Annotated in this window: 12 protein-coding genes, 1 tRNA gene and 2 pseudogenes; 12 read left to right on the top strand and 3 right to left on the bottom strand. The window is 59.1% G+C overall.

Features of this window, described 5'->3' with window-relative positions; translation table 11 throughout:
- Nucleotides 1-257: 257 nt before the first annotated feature.
- On the top strand, nucleotides 258-1,064 hold the full coding sequence (locus D0Y96_RS00070) for an SDR family NAD(P)-dependent oxidoreductase (protein ID WP_117297030.1): 807 nt from the start codon (nucleotides 258-260) through the stop codon (nucleotides 1,062-1,064).
- A gap of 55 nt (nucleotides 1,065-1,119) precedes the next feature.
- On the opposite strand, the gene D0Y96_RS00065 is transcribed toward D0Y96_RS00070, so the two are convergent.
- Nucleotides 1,120-2,343: a multidrug effflux MFS transporter gene (locus D0Y96_RS00065; protein WP_117297967.1), complete on the bottom strand. Its 1,224-nt coding sequence runs from the start codon at nucleotides 2,341-2,343 to the stop codon at nucleotides 1,120-1,122.
- Between the two features lie 300 nt (nucleotides 2,344-2,643).
- On the opposite strand from D0Y96_RS00065, the gene D0Y96_RS00060 reads away from it, so the two are divergent.
- The 5 genes from D0Y96_RS00060 to D0Y96_RS00040 all read left to right on the top strand — a co-directional run bounded on the left by D0Y96_RS00060 (nucleotide 2,644) and on the right by D0Y96_RS00040 (nucleotide 8,176).
- The gene (locus D0Y96_RS00060; protein ID WP_117297028.1) at nucleotides 2,644-3,807 is read left to right on the top strand and encodes an acetate/propionate family kinase; all 1,164 of its coding nucleotides are present in this window, start codon (nucleotides 2,644-2,646) and stop codon (nucleotides 3,805-3,807) included.
- A gap of 87 nt (nucleotides 3,808-3,894) precedes the next feature.
- Nucleotides 3,895-6,396 (top strand): phosphoketolase family protein, encoded by a 2,502-nt coding sequence (locus D0Y96_RS00055; RefSeq protein ID WP_117297026.1) that lies wholly within the window; start codon nucleotides 3,895-3,897, stop codon nucleotides 6,394-6,396.
- A gap of 200 nt (nucleotides 6,397-6,596) precedes the next feature.
- Nucleotides 6,597-7,028 (top strand): BrxA/BrxB family bacilliredoxin, encoded by a 432-nt coding sequence (locus D0Y96_RS00050; RefSeq protein ID WP_117297024.1) that lies wholly within the window; start codon nucleotides 6,597-6,599, stop codon nucleotides 7,026-7,028.
- Between the two features lie 152 nt (nucleotides 7,029-7,180).
- Complete coding sequence (locus D0Y96_RS00045; protein ID WP_117297022.1) at nucleotides 7,181-7,954, top strand: CAP domain-containing protein; 774 nt, start codon at nucleotides 7,181-7,183, stop codon at nucleotides 7,952-7,954.
- A gap of 147 nt (nucleotides 7,955-8,101) precedes the next feature.
- Nucleotides 8,102-8,176: transfer RNA gene (locus D0Y96_RS00040), tRNA-Asn, on the top strand.
- A gap of 377 nt (nucleotides 8,177-8,553) precedes the next feature.
- Here D0Y96_RS00040 and D0Y96_RS20630 read toward each other — a convergent pair.
- Nucleotides 8,554-8,991 (bottom strand): annotated as a pseudogene (locus D0Y96_RS20630) (tyrosine-type recombinase/integrase); the annotation flags it as partial.
- Between the two features lie 543 nt (nucleotides 8,992-9,534).
- On the opposite strand from D0Y96_RS20630, the gene D0Y96_RS20625 reads away from it, so the two are divergent.
- On the top strand, nucleotides 9,535-10,224 hold the full coding sequence (locus D0Y96_RS20625) for a LysR family transcriptional regulator substrate-binding protein (RefSeq protein WP_117297020.1): 690 nt from the start codon (nucleotides 9,535-9,537) through the stop codon (nucleotides 10,222-10,224).
- Nucleotides 10,225-10,388: 164 nt separating this feature from the next.
- Here the strand turns inward: D0Y96_RS20625 and D0Y96_RS00025 are convergent.
- Nucleotides 10,389-11,006: pseudogene (locus D0Y96_RS00025) on the bottom strand (FRG domain-containing protein); the annotation flags it as partial.
- Nucleotides 11,007-11,318: 312 nt separating this feature from the next.
- On the opposite strand from D0Y96_RS00025, the gene D0Y96_RS00020 reads away from it, so the two are divergent.
- The 5 genes from D0Y96_RS00020 to D0Y96_RS00005 all read left to right on the top strand — a co-directional run.
- Nucleotides 11,319-12,137, top strand: coding sequence for a DUF4238 domain-containing protein (locus D0Y96_RS00020; protein ID WP_117297016.1), 819 nt, complete (start codon nucleotides 11,319-11,321; stop codon nucleotides 12,135-12,137).
- Nucleotides 12,138-12,491: 354 nt separating this feature from the next.
- Nucleotides 12,492-12,911 (top strand): hypothetical protein, encoded by a 420-nt coding sequence (locus D0Y96_RS20310; protein WP_252263350.1) that lies wholly within the window; start codon nucleotides 12,492-12,494, stop codon nucleotides 12,909-12,911.
- Nucleotides 12,823-14,115: a ParB/RepB/Spo0J family partition protein gene (locus tag D0Y96_RS00015; protein ID WP_252263349.1), complete on the top strand. Its 1,293-nt coding sequence runs from the start codon at nucleotides 12,823-12,825 to the stop codon at nucleotides 14,113-14,115. The genes D0Y96_RS20310 and D0Y96_RS00015 overlap by 89 nt, the downstream gene beginning before the upstream one ends.
- 463 nt (nucleotides 14,116-14,578) lie before the next feature.
- On the top strand, nucleotides 14,579-17,674 hold the full coding sequence (locus D0Y96_RS00010; protein ID WP_252263348.1) for a BPTD_3080 family restriction endonuclease: 3,096 nt from the start codon (nucleotides 14,579-14,581) through the stop codon (nucleotides 17,672-17,674).
- Between the two features lie 9 nt (nucleotides 17,675-17,683).
- Nucleotides 17,684-18,715: DNA methyltransferase (locus tag D0Y96_RS00005; RefSeq protein WP_147324869.1), on the top strand; the 1,032-nt coding region annotated here is incomplete at its 3' end.

Here is an 18,715-nt window from a genome sequence, read left to right as displayed (position 1 = left end):
TGCAGCCGCAGCATCGCCGGATAGCCGGTGCGGATTCAGCGATTTCCGTCGAAGTGTGGCGCATTCACAGAGATACCATTCTGTCGCCGCATTGCTGACGGCGAGCGAGGCTTCCGTACCATCCTTTGGTAAATGGATTGAGGACAATCGCCGTTTCATCCTGCAGCCCGAAACAGAAGGCCGCCGAGGCCATATCTGTCGCGGCGGCTGAGAACTTCGTATGGTAGTCTGGTCGCTCACGCGAGTTCGTTTGAGACATGGAATATTTATTGAACGCCAAATCGAGTCCCCGGTCTGATCTCTTTAACCTGAGCGGCAGGTGTGCCGTCGTGATCGGGGGTACCTCCGGACTGGGCCATGCCATCACACTCGCCCTCGCCGAAGCCGGCGCCGACGTTGTCGCCTCCTCACGCCGCGAAGAGGAAACCTGTCAGACCGCCTGCGCCATCGAGGCTCTGGGCCGTCAGACGCTGCGTCGCACCATCGACGTCCGCGACCGCTCCTCAGTCGAATCGCTTCATGCCGCGGTGCTGGACCGCTTCGGCAAGGTCGACATTCTGGTGAACGCCGCGGGCATCACGCTGAAGGTGCCCACCCTCGACTGCTCCGAAGAGGACTGGCAGCGTGTTCTCGACATCAACCTCAACGGCACGCTGCGCGCCTGCCAGATCTTCGGCCGGACGATGGTGAGCCAGCGCCGCGGAAAGATTCTCAACATCGCTTCGCTCTCCACCTTCGTCTCTTTCCGTGATGTCGCCGCCTACGGAGTCAGCAAGGCCGGTGTCGGAGCTTTGACCAAATCCCTGGCCATCGAGCTTGCGCCTCACAATATATGTGTCAACGCCATTGCGCCCGGCATCTTCCCCACCGCGCTCAACGCCGAGCTCGTGCTGAACACCGACCGGGGCAGGGAGCTCAGAATGCGCACGCCCATGAACCGCTTCGGCGACCTCAGCGAGATCGCAGGCGGCGCCATCTATCTCGTCTCTGACGCGGCCTCTTTCGTGACCGGAGAGATCCTCGTCATCGACGGCGGCTATATGGCCAGCGGCGTCAACCAGTAACAGCAGCGCAGGCCCGGACGGCGGCCTTCTGCGCCGCTGCCGGAATGCCCGCGGCTCAGTGCATCAGCACCGTCTCGGTCTCTTCGCTTCCGACGATCTCCTGCAGCCCGGCTCTGCCCGCCAACAGAATCGCCAGGCCGGCCACCGCGGTAGTCGCCAGCAGAAGGGCAATCGCACGCGCGCCCATCAGCCCGATGCACAGCGAGATCACAGCGCCGGTGCCCGTCTGCAGAAAGCCGAGCAACGCCGAAGCGCGCCCTGCATCCCGCGAGAATGGAGCCAGCCCCAGTGCCGCGCCATTGGGGTACGTCAGCCCGATGCACGAGAGAAAGATAAAGAACAGCACCAGCGTTCCGTTCAAACCGATCAGGTGGCCGCGCATCCCGGCGTAGAACAGCAGGCCCGTCACCACCTGCACCACCAGAGCGGCAAAGAAGATCTGCCGGCTCGAAAACCGGCGCAGCAAAAAGATATTCACCTGGTTGCCGCCGATGAAGCCCATCACCAGCACCGCGAAGACGATGCCGAAGGCTTTGGTGCCCATGTGGAAGCCGTCCATGAAGATCACCGGCGACCCGGCCACATAAGCAAACAGTCCGGCGAAGGAAAATGCGCCCGCCAGCGTATACGTCAGGAACTGCCGGTCGCGGAAGATCGTCTGAAAGCCCGCCAGCAGCGGTCCCGGACGCAGCGAAACCGAGTGGTCCGGCGTGTGTCCCTCCGGCAGCAGGAAAAATGTAACCATCAGAATGACAAATGCAATTGCCGCCAGCAGGGCGAAGATCCAACGCCAGCCCGGACCCGCCATAATCAGGCTTCCCACCGTCGGCGCAGCCAGGGGAGAGACCCCGATCATCAGAAACAGCAGTGAGAAAATCTTTGCGCTCTCCTTCACCGGAAAGAAATCGCGCACCATGGCAATGGCCGCAACCTGCGCCACGCATCCACCCAGCGCCTCCAGAAAGCGCAGCACGGTAAATGTCTGCAGGCTCGGCGATACCGCACAGCCGGCCGAGCAGAGAATATAGATCACCAGTCCCACATACAGCGGCCGCTTGCGTCCGAAGCGGTCAAGCAGCGGCCCGTAGATCACCTGTCCCAGTGCGAAGCCGACAAAATACGTCGAGAGCGAGATCGAAATCGCCGAGGTCGTCGTCCCGAACTCCGCAGCAATGGTGGCGAAGGCCGGCAGGTACATGTCGATGGCGAACGGCGTCACCACGCACAGCGAGCCGAGCAGCAGAATGATCCAGGTATGGTTATGTTTGTGCGAAGTCATGGGGCTCAGAAGCGGCTCCTCGGAACGAAAGGGAAAACAGAAATCACTGAAGTTGTCGTCTGGGAAATAGCAGAAGGGAAAAGAGAACCGGCAGTCAGCCGTCTCTCTTCGTATCATAACCGCTCACGCCTGTGCCGTCGAACGCATTGCAGGACCCTCCGGCCCGCAGTCCGGCGCACCGCAGTGCAGCCATATCCCCGCCCGCCATCGTGAATTTGCCGTGAAAGCGAAGAGAGCGAAACCCTTCCACCAAAGCGCATCATCATAAAATGGCAGAACAGACGACGCAGCCTGCCATCCATGCCTGACTTTGCCTCCAGTCCGGTGCTGGTTCTCAACAGCGGCTCCTCTTCGCTCAAGTTCGGCCTCTTCGCCGAACGTGACGGAGAAGAGACTGCGCTCCTTACCGGCGGAGCCGATGGCATTGGGCAGTCAGGCGGCACGCTCCACATCTCTGACGCTGCCGGCAGCACGCTTCTCAGCGAGAGCTATACGCTCTCTTCGCAGCAGCACGCATTCAGTCGAGCCGCTGAGGCGCTGCTGAAGTTCACCGGCGAAGCGCCGCACTCCATCGGTCATCGCGTCGTGCACGGCGGCCCGCATCTGCGCACCCATCAGCGCATCACCGATCAGGTCATCCGAACGCTCGGAGAATCGGTCCATTTCGCCCCGCTGCACATTCCCGTCTCGCTCGATCTCATCGCCGATGCGCAGACGCAGTTCCCCCAGGCGCAGCAGTTTGCCTGTTTCGACACGGCATTTCACCGCACGCTTCCCGAGATCGCTTCGCGCTTTCCCCTGCCGAAGCAGCTCTTTGAAAAGGGCGTGCTGCGCTATGGCTTTCACGGCCTGTCGTATGAGTCTGTCCTGCACCGGCTGGGCGGAGCCATTCCAGCGCGCGCCATCTGCGCTCATCTCGGCAGCGGAGCCAGCCTCGTGGCGCTGCGCGACGGACACTCCATCGATACGTCCATGGGGCTCACCCCCACCGGAGGCATTCCCATGGCGACGCGCACCGGCGATCTCGATCCCGGCGTGCTCCTGTTTCTGCTGCGCAACGAGCATCTCGATGCCGACGCGCTCGAAGATCTGCTGAACCGCCGCTCCGGTCTCACTGCCATCTCCGGCGGCCTGGCCGATATGCGTAAACTGCAGGAGTCCATGCAGCAGAACAACGCCGGCGCCGCGCTCGCGATTCAGATCTTTGTCGCCGGCGTCCGTAAAACCATCGGCGCATACGCGGCCGAGCTCGGCGGTCTCGATCTGCTGATCTTTACCGGCGGCATCGGTGAGCACAGTCCGTTCATCCGTCATCTCATCTGCGAAAACCTTGCTTTTCTGGGCATTGAACGCGACGGCGAAGACAGCTACACCAAAATCAGAGTCATGCCGAGCGAAGAAGAGGTGCAGATCGCGCGCCACTGCCGCCGTCTGCTTCGGGAACAAACACAGCCCCGCGCGTGATCCTCATCACTGCGATGAGGGGATCGCTTCGGATAGATAGATAAACAGAAGCGCTCACCGGAAACCATCGGGAAGAAGGAGAGATGCATGTTCACATTTGACGCAGCCCTTTCCACGGCTGTTCAGGCGAACGACCAGCCGCAGCCGGCTCCTCCGCAAAACGCCACCGGCCCGCTTTCGCCGGAGCTGCTCTCGCAGGTCGATCGCTTCTGGAAGGCGGCAAACTACCTCTCTGTCGGCCAGATTTATCTGCGCGATAACGCTCTGCTCCGCGAGCCGCTTACCGTCGAGCAGATCAAGCCGCGCCTGCTCGGCCACTGGGGCACCTCTGCCGGGCAGAACTTCATTTACGCCCATCTCAACCGTCTTATCCAGCAGACCCGCGCCAGCATAATTTATATCTCCGGCCCCGGGCACGGCGGCCCCACGCTCAACGCCTGCGCTTACCTTGAGGGCTGCTACACCGACGTTCATCCTGACATCACGCAGGACGAAGCAGGCATGCGTCTGCTCTTCCGCTCCTTTTCCACGCCCGGCGGCATTCCCAGCCACTGCGGGCCGCACACGCCCAACTCCATGCACGAGGGCGGAGAGCTCGGCTATGCGCTCGTTCACGCCTTCGGCGCGGCCTTCGATAATCCCAGCCTCATCGTGGCCTGCGTCATCGGCGACGGAGAAGCCGAGACCTGTCCGCTGGAGGGAAGCTGGAAGGGCATCGAGTTTCTGAACCCGGTGCGCGATGGCGCCGTGCTGCCCATCCTTCATCTCAACGGATACAAGATCTCCGGCCCCACGGTGCTCGCCCGCACGCCCGACGAAGAGCTGCGCGCTCTCTTTACCGGCCGCGGTTACGAGCCATACTTCGTCGAAGGCGACGATCCGGCGCTCGTACATCAAAGCATGGCCGACGCGCTGAACCACTGCTGCGCCGGTATCCGCGCCATCCAGCAGGCCGCCCGCTCCGGTCATCCGGGGCAGCAGAAGCCGTGGCCCATGCTCATTCTGCGCACGCCCAAAGGATGGTCCGGCCCGAAGGAGATCGACGGCGTTCCCGTCGAAGGCACCTTCCGCGCGCATCAGGTTCCGCTCGCCGGCGTCCGAGAAAACCCCGAGCATCTGAAGATGCTCGAAGCGTGGATGCACAGCTATCATCCCGAGACTCTCTTCGACAGCGATGGCCATCCCGCTGCCGATATCACCGCGCTCGTTCCCGAAGGCGATCTGCGCATGAGCGCCAGCCCCCACGTCAACGGAGGCCGCCTGCTCAAAACCCTCGACCTGCCCGACTTCGCGCACTATGCCCTCGCCGTTCCCGCTCCCGGGGAGGTCATTGCTGAAGCGCCGCGCAAGCTCGGCGAATATCTCCGCGACGTCCTCCGGCAAAATACGCAGAACTTTCGCGTCTTCTGTCCCGATGAGACGAATTCCAACCGCCTCAATGCCGTCTTCGAAGCCACAGACCGCTGCAGCATGCGCCCCACCGTCTCCATCGACGACCACATCAGCCCCGATGGCCGCGTTATGGAGGTTCTCAGCGAGCACCTCTGTGAGGGCTGGCTCGAGGGCTATATCCTCACCGGCCGGCACGGCATGTGGACTTCCTATGAGGCCTTCGCGCAGGTCGTCGACTCCATGATCACGCAGCATGCCAAGTGGCTTGAGCAGTGCCGCGAGTTTCCCTGGCGCCGTCCCATCGCCTCACTCAATGTGCTGCTCAGCAGCCACGCATGGCGCAACGATCACAATGGCTTCAGCCATCAGGCGCCCGGCTTTGTCGACAATGTGCTGCAGCGCCGCAGCGAGATTGTTCGCATTTACTATCCGCCCGACTCTAACTGCCTGCTCAACGTCTTCGACCACTGCCTGCGCAGCCGCAACTACATTAATGTGGTCACCTGCGGCAAGCAGCCCGAGTTCGAGTGGCTCACCTTCGAGCAGGCCCTGGCGCACTGCTCCCAGGGCGCGTCCGTCTGGGACTTTGCCACCAACGACGGCGGCACCGAGCCGGACGTCGTTCTTGCCTGCGTCGGCGACGTGCCCACGCTCGAGGTCTGCGCCACCTCCTGGCTGTTGCAGAAGCACGTGCCCGGCATCAAACTCCGCGTCGTCAATATCGTCGATCTCAACGCCCTCATGAGTCCCGACGCCCATCCGCACGGCATGGACAACATCACCTTCAATCAGCTCTTCACCCGCGAGCGCCCCGTTATCTTCGCCTTCCACGGCTATCCGCACATCATTCACAGCATGGTGCATGGCCGCTCCAGTGAGGCCCGCTTCCACGTCCGCGGTTTTCAGGACTACGGCACCACCACCACTCCCTTCGACATGGTGGTGCTCAATAAGATGAGCAGATTCCATCTGGCCATCGACGCGCTGAAGTACGTGCCCCGGCTCCGCTCGCAGGTCTCGGATGTCATCGACTTCTTCCAGGCAAAGCTGCACGAGCATTACGTCTACATCCGTCAGAACTTTGAAGACATGCCCGAAATACGCAACTGGCACTGGACCGCCGACTTTATCCAGCCCGATGCGCCGCCTCAGCTGGCGAAGGGCCAGCCCCGCGCCGCTGCCTTTACCGACGCATAGCCTGGAAACCGAGTACAGGAGAAATTGCCGGAATAAGCAGGGAAAAGGTTGCTGGAATAAAGGTGTCGGAGCAGGGTGCCCATGTCCGGACTTCCGGGCATGGGTACGCGGCAGGCTGCCGTTTTCCATTTTTCTGGGTTCGCCTGTCCCTCTTCAGTACAATGGAAGAGGTCAGGTTTCTACCCGAGGAGCGGAAACGTATGTATCCCGAGATTATGGTCATTCCCATGCGCGAGGAGCTGGTTCGCGCAGGCATCAGCGAAACGCGCACCGCCGAAGAGGTCGATGCGGCGCTGGCAAAGCCCGGCACCACGATGCTCGTCGTCAACTCCATCTGCGGATGTGCTGCCGGCAAAATGCGCCCCGGCGTCCGTCTTGCTCTGCAGAATCCCGTCACGCCTGACCAGTCCATCACCGTCTTTGCCGGGCAGGACCGCGAAGCCACCGAGCGCGCCCGCTCCTACTTCGACGGCAATCCGCCGACTTCGCCCGCCGTGGCCATTCTGCGCGACGGCAAGCTGGTGTATCTCATGCAGCGCTTCATCATCGAGAACAATCCGCCGCAGGCCATCGCGCAGGAGCTTGCCCGCGCCTTCAACGAGCTCTGCGTCCCTGCTTCCGCCGCGCAGTAATCGCGACTGATCTATCCATCGGGGCTGCCTTCACCGGCAGCCCTTTGTCTTTCCGCTGCTTATTTCACCTCCGGATGAAGCAGCCTCCGGCAACCCCCTTCATCGCTCTCCTGCATCTGAAATACTCGTAACCGCAGGAGAACCATTCCGTGATGAACATCTTCCAGCGCCTGGCCCTTGCCGCTCTGCTTCCACTGCTCGCCGCCCCGCTCTGGGCGCAGGCTGACAATCAGCCCGACGACGCCCGCACGCAGCAGATCTTTCAGCTCACCAATCAGGACCGTCAGCAGCACGGCCTGCCCCCTCTGCAGTGGAACGCCGCTCTCGCTTCAGCCGCCGTCGCGCACTGCCGGCAGATGGCTGAGAAGGCTGCGCTCTCGCATCAGTTTCCCGGCGAGCCCGACCTCATGACCCGCGCCGCTGCTGCCGGAGCCCACTTTCAGGCCATCGCCGAAAACGTCGCCTCCGGCCCCGGCCCGTCTGCCGTCGAGCATGAGTGGATGAACTCCACTGCGCACCGCACCAATATCCTTGACCCGAAGATGGACCAGATCGGCGTCGCGGTCGTCGTTCTCCACGGCGGCCTCTATGCCGTCGAGGACTTCTCCAGCGGCGTGCAGCAGATGGATAAAGCCCAGGTCGAGCAGAAGGTCGGCGCGCTGCTCGAGGCGCAGAACGTCACCGTCGTCGATCACGCCGACCCGGCAACCGGCCAGGCCGAACAGGCCTGTTCGGCAAACCAGGGCATTCCCGCCGGAGCCCGCTTCGTCGTCCGCTTCCAGACCTCGGATCTGAGCCAGCTTCCCGGCCAGGTCGCGCAGCAGGTGGCCTCCGGCAGGTACACAAAGGCCGCCGTCGGAGCCTGCGCGCCCTCCGGCGTTCCCGGCAGCTTCACCATGTTCCGGGTCGCCGTGCTGTTCTACTAAAGGAAGTGTTGATTGCAGGAGCAGGGAAGCGGCCAGGGAAGCGAGTTCTTTCAGCTTTCATCCACAACTCGCGCCCCACTGCAGCTTTGACGCAGCAACCTCCATTTGATATAACCGGATAGGGCAATTTGCCCTCCCGCCATACACTCCTCAGTAGCTCAATGGCAGAGCATTCGGCTGTTAACCGAAGGGTTGTAGGTTCGAGTCCTACCTGAGGAGCCAATTAGAATCTTAGATTTAGCTCTCCTATTCACTCCCCGATGAACCTCAGAAACGACCGATTGTGGGGACTTTTGTGGGGACACCCCTTCAAAACGCTGCGAATCCGTGCACACTGCTGAGTAATCACCGTTCGAATTCGACGCAGTGATCGAACTTCGAACCGATGCAGTCACGGGATTACGGCGAGCCGCCTTTCGCTTCTCTACAACCACTGTGGTGGATTTTGTGGGGACCCCCTCAGCTCCTTCTCTTTCTCTCGATGTTCCGGCTCCGCCCTGCTTCTTGACGATCGCTTCCAGAGCGTTTCGCTTCGCCTGCATGCGAATGTGACTATAGTGCTTCAGCATCTGTTTTGAGACATGACCGGCGATGTCCATGATGGTCTGGTCGCCGGCACCGCTTTCGGCCAGGTCCGTGATGAGGGTGTGCCGGTTGTCGTGCCACCGCCCTTCCACCTTGGCATTTTTTCGGACGTTGTTCCAGGGCGTCTTCAAGGTGGTCACAGGCCGAGTCGGATCGCTTGGGACGGGCTTGCCAAAGGGGAAGATGTACCACTGGGGTTGGGGCTTGCCGAACTTTTGTCGGTACCATTCGGCGTAGTCACCCATGCATTCCGAGAGAGCAGTGTTCAGAGGGATGGTCCGACCTTCGCCAGCTTCCGTCTTGCTCTTGCCAACCGTCAGATATCCCTTGGCCAAATCCATCTGCGCCCAGGTCAGGTTCTTCATCTCGGCGTCGCGCATGCCCGCGTTCAGGGCAAGCATGATGGCTGGAAAGATGTGAGGAGAGCGCGCCTTCTTCGCTTCGGCGAGCATCCGCTCCTTTTCTTCTGCTGTATACGCCTTGGCGATTGAGCGGCCTACCTTGAGCTTGAGCATCTTACGTTTGCGGAGCCTCACGCGCAGGAGGTCGCTTGGGTCTCCCAACAGACGGAGCAGGAATTCCACCTCTTCATTGATGCTTTTCGGGGCCGCGCCTTCCTGGAGCCGATGATTCTGGTACGTTGTGACCGCGGCTTCGTTGCAATCGACAAACATGCGACCACCGAGGATCCAACACACGTGATTCATGGCATATTCAGCGAAGACAGCCGATTGGGGATTTCGCAATTTGTATGAAGTCAGGTACTCGTCCGCAAGGTCCTCGATGGTTCTGACCCGCTCGCGCCGATTGTCCGCGAAGTTATTGAATCCCTCTTCGAGTTCGCGCTTGCGCTTCTGCTCAGCGGACTTGGCTACGGTCTTTGAAGTGCTCTCGCTCGATTCTCGAACCCGCCTGCCCGCGAAGATGAACTCGTACCACCTTATGCGCAGGAGGCGCTGGAACTTCGAGATGAGGTTGTAAGCGCAGCTCGCGCGATGGATCGAGGCGAAATACCCGTCCTGCGCGTAGGTCTTTCAAGCTTTATCAACCCGGATTCCGTGCAATCATTGCGCCAAGCGTATACCCGTCTTTTCCCTGATAGTCCGATTCAAATGACAGGCGGTCATCCAGTGCAGCTGCTCGACAGGATGGAAGAAAGGTCCCTCGATGCGGCGATCCTGCCACTGCCCGTGTCCGGAGCGAATTGGGTTGTATCGCATGTCGCATCCGATCCTCTCGTAGTCTGCATGAGGGCGGACGATCCCTTGGCGTCAAGCCGGGAGGTGCAACCATCGGAACTGGCCGGTCGGCTGAAAGTGTTTCGCGACCCGGAGACTCATCCTGCTGCACACCATCGCCTAATGGAAATGTTATTGGAAATCGGGATTCGGCCAGAAGCTTCGTGCCTGGCAGCGACGCCGGCAGACATTCAGATGATGGTGCAAAGCAGGTGTGGTCTTGCGCTCATCGATGAGAGAATCGCACTCGCATCAGACCTCACATCCAGGCCAATTGCGGGAGCACGGTGGACGTCCGACACTGCATTCGTACATCACAGGAGCGCAAATCACATCGCGCTCTCCATTCTCCTTCGCCATCTTCCCAAAGCTAAGCGGACGACCGCGCGCAAGATGCCCACGCACCAGCGCCCATTGAAACCTATTCAGCTGGAACTGATGGTATAGCGAACTGACAGGCTGGTTTGATGGCTGCCGATCCAGAACACGCGAAGTGATCGTCTCAAAAAGTGATTTGGGCTGTTATCGCCGGTTGAAAAACTCCCACTAGGTGAGCCAACGAAGACAAGCCGATTTCAGAGCACCTATCCCATCGCATGAGAATCTTGGCATCACCGGCGAGTTCGCCAAATCTGTTTCAATTCCCGTCCTAGACCATCGAGGTCAGGAAAAACCACGGATTCGGTGACGCCGGCATCACGAAGCTGCTGTCGGATTCGGCTTATCGAGGTCGAAGGAATACTGATCGAAACGAGATGGGAATCTTTCATACCAAGGCGACTGCTCAGCCATAGTGGATCAGTCCCGAAGATCATGAATCGGCTCCGCTGGGCGGCAATTCGCCGGGTCACGTGAGGTGAGTCGAACAGGATTGGGATAGCCGGGGTATCCAGCAGCTTTTCTTCGAAATCTTCGTCATAGGCGGGGAGGTAGAGCCGGTCCCAGTCTCTCGCTTCAACGCTACTGTCTTTTTCTGCGTATTCCTCCCACCTCTTCTTGGCGCGCTTCAGCTCGTCATCGCCATTGATTTGATCGAGCAGCCAGTATGGATCAAGCACGTAAATAATCGCACCCCCCGTAGGGGGGACCTGCTTATCCCTAATGGCAAAGTGAAGGGCGATGAGAGCGCTGTCGGTCCAGTCCAGAAGGCGTGTGGGAGCCCCGTGATGCTGCATCAAAAAGTAGGAATCCCATTCCCAATCGGTGCTCGTGAGCCTTGCGTCCGAAAGCTGAGAAGCGCACCGCTGGAACTCCTCATATTTTCCACCTCAAGTAGCGTGTTCACCGATCTGCGGAGTCCGCTTTCCCTGGGGCGATAGAGCCCAGGCTGGAGCCGGGTCTTGCGATGTCCGGCGTCCTCTGCTCTGAACCAGAGTTCGTCTCGCCTGGGCACCTTCCAGCGTTTTCGTATCTTGGCTACTGCGGCCAGATACGTACTCAGCGAGTTAGCGGTCAGTTGATTCATGAGCCAGCATCCGAAAGACAAAGACAATGCTACATGTCTCTGCCAATCTCGGAGTTTTTTGACTTAGAATTCTTTCGTGCCCAATCCTCCTCGTGGCCGCAAGGACCACTACGTTCCGCAAGGATACCTTCGCGGCTTCATTGATCCGGCCCGCGCCAAGAATGATCGACCATTGTGGTGCCTGAATAAGTGGCGGAACCAATGGGAGCGAAAAGCACCCAAGCAGATTTGCCACGCCATCGGTATGTACGACTTCTCGAACGATGCAATCGAAGCAGAGCACGCGGATGTTACCTTCAAGACGATGGAGGACCAATTTCCGTCGGTTCTCGGGGCGATCAAGGCTACGGACTTTGCGGAGTGGAAGGAGCACCTCGATTTTCTTCTCACGTATATGCAGATGATTCGCGTGCGCTCGCCGCAGTTCTTCGTCGAACAGGGGCAAGAATTAGCGGAAGCAATGGTGGCAACTATCACGAGCGTCGATCATACGGAGAACAAGCTCACATACGACAACGTGCGGCGCCTGAGCGAGGCAGAAGTCCACGATTTCACGTTGGCCAAGATGCGAGAGGAATTCAAGAAGGGAGCCACCTGGATGGCGGAGTTCCACTGGCAAATTAGAACCACCTTCGATCCAAACGATCCGGTGACGACATCGGAGGCTCCACTCTTTGTGAAGGGAATAAAGACCAACCCACAGCAGGCAATGACTATGGAGATCCTTACCGACGCTGGTAGCGAAGTCTGGTTTCCCCTCTGCTGGCAAACGGCTCTGGTCGGTCGTACGCAGCCATTTGGATCGGGTGAGCTTCTCGCCGGAGGGCCTGAACGAATTTCGACACATCGTTGCAGAGATCGCTCCGCAATACCTCATTTCACCGCAGATCGTTGATGACGTGGTTTTGGACGGCCGACGTCCGCCGAAGCGGGAATCCCGAAGCCAACTGGGTTAAGCCAAGCGAGTTGCCGCATCGTCTGGCAGCATCACTCAAGTGGATACCGAGAGACACGTTTCTCGGGAGTGACTCCGTTCGATTGACGCCAAATCACCGAGTCGCTCATTGAGCGGAGGTCAATGGCGCAGCTTTGGTGTGAATCGATGAGACCTATGAGGGGGCAATCCTCCGAGCAAATCCGCTATTGACCAAAGCAATAGCGCTATAGATAAGAAGTCTTGGACGAAAAATTCTGACGGCATTACCTTCCGAAACATGACGGCCAAAAACAATGCCGTTCGGAGGAGCCAATGCCCCAAATATCCCACTCCGTTATCCCGCTTGCAAAGAAACGGGAACGATTCGTCTCTAAGCCCAACCCCTACCAACTCGCACGATTGTTTGCGCCTTACCTATTTGCGATGGCATTTGCTACCGCAGCTCACGCGCAGGGAACGATGGACTTCTCGGGCGCACAAACACTGATGTCAACCTTCAAAACTTTCGCCATGTACGCCGGGGCTGTCATCTGTCTTGGCGGTCTGATCTTCGCCGGTATTCGGATGATGAGCGGACGTTTTCAGGATGCAATTCCTGGACTCTTCGGCGCGCTTTTCGGCGCTGGGGTTCTCGGCTGGGGAGTTGGCTGGATCGGACCTGATTCGCGCCGAGATTCACCCGATGGAGGAGGCGCAGGGATTTCGCGCCCTGCTGGACTTGGAGGAACCTAAATACACCATTGAGCAGATCGCCGCGAAGGTAGGTAAAACTCCCTCGTTCGTGGCGCAGCGCCTCAAGCTGATTGATCTTGTTCCCACAGCCGTCGAACCGTTCTATGCCGACGCTATCGGCGTGGGTCATGCCTTGTTGCTGGCTCGGCTTCCTGTCGACCAACAGGAGATCGCGCTCAAAGCCTGCTTCAAGGAGATTTACAACGGCGGGGAGAAGCCCACGCGTGTCCTGCTGCCCGTCCGCAACCTTCAGTTCTGGATTGATAGCAACATCCTGCTGGTATTGAAGGACGCGCCGTTCAACAAACGCGATGCGCAGCTTGTGCCATCAGCGGGAAGCTGTGCTGATTGCCCGAAGCGTACCGGAGGCAACAAGCTACTCTTTACCGACTTCGGGAAGCAGGACGCTTGTACGGACCCAACCTGTTACGCGAACAAGGTACAGGCGCACATCGCCAGCACCGTCGCCGCACAACCGGGACTGGTACAGATCAGCACGTCTTACGGTGGACATCAGGAAGGCAGTCCGGTACTTCCACGCAACAAGTACACCGCAATCCGGGACGAGAAGCCGAAGACCAAGGACGATGCCAAGCGCCCGGAGTTCAAGGTGTGCAAGTTCACTGCGGACGCCATCATCACCGAGGGGAACGACGTAGGCACCATCCATAAGGTGTGCGCCAACCTCGCATGTCCGGTGCATCATCCGAAGCAGCAAACCAGCCGCGAGGATGGGGCGTGGAAGGCCGAGCAAGCCAAGCGCCGCCGCGAGGAAGCCGTTGCCAGCACCACCGGCCTTCGCGTTCTCTCCGCCATCGGTTCTGCTGTGCCTGTGCGTCTCCTCAAGCGCGACCTGCTTTTCCTTGTCGAGAAGCTGGTAAGCACAATGGACGAGCGGAACGTCGAGACACTGGCGCGGCAGCACGGCATCCGGCAGAAACGGGATGATGGAGGCATCAAGAATGCGTTCACCGCTATCCTTCGTCGCGCCGACGAAAGCACGCTTTCCCGTGTGCTGGTGGAGTCCACGGTCCTGATTGCGGCCTCACGCGGCAACGCCGCCGCTGTGCTGAAGGACGCGGCGGCAGCTTACAAGGTGGACACAGACGCCATCGGTCGCAAAGTGCGGCAGGAGTTCGCCGCCAAGGAGAAGGCGAAGAAGGCAGCGCCGCCTACAGCCAAACCTACCCCCAAGGCCGCATAGACCACGGTCACGATCAACCAATAAGAGGCGGCCCAGGCCGCCTCTTATTTTCGTGTCCGCGGAAAATCGGCAGGGGGAACACACGCTGTTTTCCCCCCTGCACCCTCATTCGCTCTGCTCCGGCCCCCGCTCGCCGGCTGCGCGCCAAGGAGTCAAGTTCCTCTTCCTTGGATTCTTCCCCTCTGGCGTAAAAGTGAGCGGTTTATGTAATGCGGCGAATCGGGATTACGCCACTTGAGAATTCTCGCTATTAGGCGGGGAAACTCTTCTTCGCGGCGAACTTCTGCGAAGCATCCGTGGGACGCGATTTCAATGGCGCGGTCGGTCACCGAGGCGCAGCCAGCCATTCTGACTCCTGATGAAAATGTGAAATCAGAGGGTGACAAAGTACACTTGTACGTGCTTTACAAGTGCAAAATTTGGCCCTCGCGAGCAGGCCGTAGCCTGCATATAACGACCAGGTATGCCCCACGATGAAGGTAAGCCGCTGACGATGGAAAATGGGTTCTTCGAGCATCCTATTCTCAACTCGCCGTATGACTATCCCGCTCACCATTGGGAGATGGATGAGCACGGCCAGCCGACGCAGCGCATTATAGAGTCCCGACGGACGGCGCAGTTTGTCACGCCGATCCCTAAGCCCCGCAAGCAGAAGCAATCTCCTATACAGGAAGACATCGAGTTCGATGACGAGACAGGTGTTTCCTCGCGCAGCCAGCGATACGAAACGATTCCCATCATCAATGAACTGCGCCAGCAGGTCGATGAGTGGCGGCGTCTTCCCAGTCCAAACGACTGGCTGGTCACGCCGGAGACGGCACGGCTGCTCCAGCACTGGAGGCATCATCCGTTCGAGGGCATTCGCCCATTCTTTTGTCAGGTAGAGGCGGTCGAAACTGCCATCTGGCTCACGGAAGTTGCGTCCAAGCGCCCAGCGTGGAAGAAGTTTGTCGAGCACCTGGCTGCGGCCAACGCAAATGCGAATTCAGGCTTAAATCGCCTTGCGCTCAAGCTGGCAACCGGAGCCGGCAAAACGACGGTGATGGCGATGCTCATTGCCTGGCAGACGGTCAACGCAGTTCGCCGTTCGGGCAGCACTCATTTCACCCGTGGTTTTCTTGTGGTGACACCGGGACTCACCATCAAGGACCGCTTGCGCGTCCTTCAGCCCAGCGACCTCGACAGTTATTACGCCAACCGCGAGTTGGTTCCCCCCGACATGCTCGACGATGTGAAGCGAGCCAAGATCGTCATTACCAACTACCACGCATTCAAGCTGCGTGAGCGCATGGAGCTTTCCAAGGGAAACCGTGCGCTGCTGGAAGGTCGCCACGGCGATGCCATCAACACCCTCGAAACCGAAGGGCAGATGCTCCAGCGCGTCATGCCGGACTTGATGGGTCTCAAGAACATCATGGTGCTCAACGACGAAGCGCACCACTGTTATAAGGAGAAGCCCGGCTCGCCAGACGAGGAAGACATCTCGCGCGAGGACAAGGAAGAGGCCGAGCGCAATAAGGAAGCCGCTCGCCTCTGGATCAACGGCTTGGAAGCCGTCAAACGCAAAATCGGCCTTAATCGCATCGTCGATCTCTCCGCCACGCCGTTCTTCCTGCGCGGCTCCGGCTATGCAGAAGGCACGCTCTTCCCGTGGGTGATGTCTGATTTCTCGCTGATGGATGCCATTGAGTGCGGCATCGTCAAGCTGCCGCGCGTACCCGTGGCCGACAATATCCCCGGTGCGGAGGTTCCTGTCTTCCGCAACCTGTGGGAGAACATCCGTAAGCTCATGCCGAAGAAGGGTCGTGGCAAGGCAGAGGGGCTCGACCCCCTGAGCCTGCCGACGCCACTCTACACAGCGCTTGACGCACTTTACGGGCATTACGAGAAGACATACAAGACATGGCAAGATGCGGGCATCAAGGTGCCTCCGTGCTTCATCATCGTTTGCAACAACACGTCCACCTCCAAGCTCGTCTACGACTACGTCTCCGGCTTCTTCCGCACCAACGAGAACGGAGTTGAAGAACTGGAGAATGGCCGTCTCGAACTCTTCCGTAACTTCGACGAACACAACACTCCCTATGCCCGCCCGCGCACGCTGCTGATTGACAGCGAACAGCTTGAGTCAGGCGAAGCGCTGGATGACACATTCCGCAAGGTCGCCGCGCCGGAGATCGAGCAGTTCCGCCGCGAGCGTGTCGAACGCAGCGGTCTTCAGGAGAGCGTGGAGGACATCGACGATGTTTCGATCCTACGCGAAGTGATGAACACCGTCGGCAAGGAAGGCCGTCTCGGCAGCGACATTCGCTGTGTCGTCTCCGTTTCCATGCTCACGGAAGGTTGGGACGCCAACACAGTTACTCATGTTCTCGGCGTCCGAGCCTTCGGCACGCAGTTGCTCTGTGAGCAGGTCATTGGGCGTGCTCTCCGCCGCCAGTCTTACGACTTGAATGAAGAGGGTCTCTTCAACGTGGAGTATGCCGACGTGCTCGGCATCCCGTTTGACTTCGCCGCCAAGCCAGTTGTTGTCGTGGCTGTCCCGCCTCGCCAGACCATCCAGGTGAAGGCCATGCGCCCAGAGCGCGACAAACTGGAGATCCGTTTCCCGCGTGTCATGGGCTATCGTGCCGAGTTGCCCAATGAACGCCTCACTGCGAAGTTCACCGAGGATTCCATACTACCCATTACGCCTGAGCTGACCGGCCCGTCGCAGACGCAGAACGCGGGCATCGTTGGCGAGAGCGTCAACCTCACCGTCTCGCACCTTCGCGACACCCGCCCATCGACCATCCTGTATAAGCTCACCACGCATCTGCTATACACCAAGTGGCGCAATCCCGGCGAAGAACCGCCGCTGCATCTCTTCGGCCAGCTCAAGCGCGTTGTGAAGGAATGGATGGACACCTGCCTCATTTGCCGAGGGGACACCTATCCTGCTCAGGTGCTTTATCGCCATTTGGCGGACATGGCCTGCGAACGGATTACTGCAGCCATTAACGCGGAATCGGTGGACCATGCCGCGATCAAGGCGCTGCTCGATCCCTTCAATCCCGAAGGCTCAACCGCTCACGTCAACTTTGCGACATCGAAGACCAGCCGCTGGCAGACGGACTCGCGCCGTTGCCACATCAACTGGATCATTCTTGATAGCGATTGGGAGGCAGAGTTCTGCCGCGTGGCCGAAAACCATCCGCGCGTCCGTGCCTATGTCAAGAATCACAATCTTGGTTTTGACGTTCCGTATCGCCACGGCTTCGACAGCCGTATCTATCGACCCGACTTCATCGTGCTGATTGAAGACGGCCACGGCGAGGAGGATTTGCTTCACCTGGTTGTCGAGGTGAAGGGATACCGTCGCGAAGACGCCAAGGACAAGAAGATCACAATGGATACCTACTGGATTCCAGGCGTGAACAACACGGGCAAGTTTGGGCGGTGGGCATTCGTCGAGTTTACGGAAGTCTTCGCTATGAACGCGGACTTCGCCAATCTCATCGAGACCGAGTTCCAGAAGATGGTCGATTCCGTTACCCAACCGCAGCCCGCACAGAACTAGAGACAAACGATGGCAAAGACAGCAAAGCCGAAACCGAAGAAGAGTGTCGAAACGCTGGTCCATGAGGAAGCCTCGCGCCGGAACATCCCCACCGCCGAATATCAGTCGGTGATGCGCGCCGAAGATCGTTCGCCCATTCGCGTTGCTTACGAGCGCCGCAACCGCGACCTTGACCCGCAACTCGTTTGGCGCGGCAAGGACGAGCAGGACTGGTCTGATCTCGTGGTGCCCGCGCCGCCGCTCTACATTCAGGAGAAGGTCCACCCCAAGGTGTTGATCGACGACCTGGAGCGGCAGACGAAGGCCGGGCAGACTGCTACCGAATCGCAGTTCAATCTCTTCGCGGATTTCAACGGACTGCCCAGCGAAGAGGCGCGCACAGAGTTCTATCAGCACGATGCTCACTGGTCGAACCGCATGATCCTCGGCGACAGTTTGCAAGTGATGGCTTCGCTGGCGGAACGGGAAAGCCTGCGCGGCAAGGTGCAGTGCATCTACTTTGACCCGCCCTATGGCATCAAGTTCAATTCCAACTTTCAGTGGTCTACAACAAGCCGCGATGTTAAGGATGGGAGTAAAGATCACATCACCCGCGAACCGGAGCAGGTAAAGGCATTCCGCGATACGTGGCGCGATGGGATTAACTCGTACCTGACATATCTGAGGGATCGTCTCACAGTAGCCCGTGACTTGTTGACGGACTCAGGTTCGATCTTTGTACAGATTGGCGATGAGAATGTGCATAGGGTTCGTGCTGTCATGGACGAGGTGTTTGGTGACGGCAATTTTGTTAGCACAATCGTTTATGCGAAAACTACGGGCTTTTCAGGCACCACTCTGTCCAATGTGACCGACCATCTGGTGTGGTATGCCAAAAATCGGGTGAGCATTAAATATCGAGACTTGTATTCTGAAAAATCGGCGGGTGAAGAGGGTGCCACTAAATATAGACCTGTAGGGACAATCGCTGCCTTAGCGACCTCATCATTTTTAACGGCGCGCCTTGCGACGTCAGATCAGCTGACGTCGCAAGGCGCGCCG

This window comes from Paracidobacterium acidisoli (genome assembly GCF_003428625.2).
Classification (GTDB): domain Bacteria; phylum Acidobacteriota; class Terriglobia; order Terriglobales; family Acidobacteriaceae; genus Paracidobacterium; species Paracidobacterium acidisoli.
This window is presented reverse-complemented; position numbering and strand designations above follow the sequence as displayed.

What these genes read in the sequence shown, in the direction of transcription:
- D0Y96_RS00070 (WP_117297030.1), top strand. Translation starts at nt 258, where the DNA reads ATGGAATATTTATTGAACGCCAAATCGAGTCCCCGGTCTGATCTCTTT.
- D0Y96_RS00065 (WP_117297967.1), bottom strand. Translation starts at nt 2,343, where the DNA reads ATGACTTCGCACAAACATAACCATACCTGGATCATTCTGCTGCTCGGC.
- D0Y96_RS00060 (WP_117297028.1), top strand. Translation starts at nt 2,644, where the DNA reads ATGCCTGACTTTGCCTCCAGTCCGGTGCTGGTTCTCAACAGCGGCTCC.
- D0Y96_RS00055 (WP_117297026.1), top strand. Translation starts at nt 3,895, where the DNA reads ATGTTCACATTTGACGCAGCCCTTTCCACGGCTGTTCAGGCGAACGAC.
- D0Y96_RS00050 (WP_117297024.1), top strand. Translation starts at nt 6,597, where the DNA reads ATGTATCCCGAGATTATGGTCATTCCCATGCGCGAGGAGCTGGTTCGC.
- D0Y96_RS00045 (WP_117297022.1), top strand. Translation starts at nt 7,181, where the DNA reads ATGAACATCTTCCAGCGCCTGGCCCTTGCCGCTCTGCTTCCACTGCTC.
- D0Y96_RS20625 (WP_117297020.1), top strand. Translation starts at nt 9,535, where the DNA reads ATGGATCGAGGCGAAATACCCGTCCTGCGCGTAGGTCTTTCAAGCTTT.
- D0Y96_RS20310 (WP_252263350.1), top strand. Translation starts at nt 12,492, where the DNA reads ATGCCCCAAATATCCCACTCCGTTATCCCGCTTGCAAAGAAACGGGAA.
- D0Y96_RS00010 (WP_252263348.1), top strand. Translation starts at nt 14,579, where the DNA reads ATGCCCCACGATGAAGGTAAGCCGCTGACGATGGAAAATGGGTTCTTC.